The 1,143-nt window shown below is 43.9% G+C and carries 1 protein-coding gene; it reads left to right on the forward strand.

Features of this window, described 5'->3' with window-relative positions; genetic code table 11:
- A partial coding sequence (locus A3729_RS20425; RefSeq protein ID WP_197475953.1) for a 7TM-DISM domain-containing protein occupies positions 1 to 1,143 on the forward strand: 1,143 nt, incomplete at both ends.

Genomic DNA, 1,143 nt, shown 5'->3' on the forward strand with positions numbered 1-1,143 from the left:
AGTGAATACCTAGTAGATCACTCAGGTAACAGCGGCATAGAGGCAATAAAAAGCCTTGTAAGAGAAGGTGAATGGAAAGGTCTTAGTGAAGACTCGGCTAACTTTGGTTATCAGCGTTATCCGTACTGGTATCGTTTTGAATTAAGTAACCCAAGCCAGGCGCAAAAGGAGCAGATTCTAGAGATCAGTTACCCTTTGTTGGATTATGTGGATTTTTATCATTTTGCAGGTGACAACTTAGTCAGTGAAGTTCACACCGGAGATAGAAAGCCCTATTCGCAGCGCCTGATAGATCACCCTAATTTTCTCTTTCCTGTCAAAATAGCTGCGGGTGAAACCCACCAGATTTATCTAAGAGTCGACACGGCAGGTTCTCAGTTGGTTCCGATGAAAATTTCTGATGCAACGAGCACCTTTGTGCAGCTAGGAAAAGAAGACGCATTACATGCGACCTACTTTGGCGTTGTATCAGTTATTGTCTTCTTTAACTTATTAATCTTTGTCGCGCTCAGGGAAAAGCTGTATTTATACTATTCAGTCGCAGCATTCTTGTACATGCTGTTCTTTGGTATTATGAGAGCGAAGCTTTTCCCCTTTATTTATTCAGATAACCCCGAGTTTCATCACACGCTTTTATTGTTATTGCCGTCCAGCTGTTTACTTTTTTCAGCGCTATTCTCACGAGAATTTCTCAAGCCTGAGCAATACAGTAAGACTTTGGGGTATTTAATCAATGCGATCATTGGTATTGCCTTGATTGGCCTTGCTGGCATCTTGGTATTTGATGCGCAGACCTCCTTGCAATTGTCGGTGATGGGGGCCATTCCTGGCAGCTTTGTTTTACTCATAATGGGGCCAATATTGGGCTTTATGGGGAATAGGATGGCGTGGATCTATGCCACAGCATGGAGTACTTTCATGTTTGGTGTGACGATATCTGCGCTCAGTAAACAGGGCCTGATGCCGGTGAGCTTCGTTACCGAGTACGGTATGCAGATCGGTTCAGCACTAGAGCTATTTATACTAAACGCAGCCTTAGCCTCACGTTTCTATCAAGAGCATAGGCAGCGAATAGCTGCGCAAGAAGCACGATTACTGGAGCAACTTGAGCGCAGAGAAACCGAACAGAAGCTATTAAACAAG

The sequence above is a fragment of the Oleiphilus sp. HI0043 genome (genome assembly GCF_001634935.1).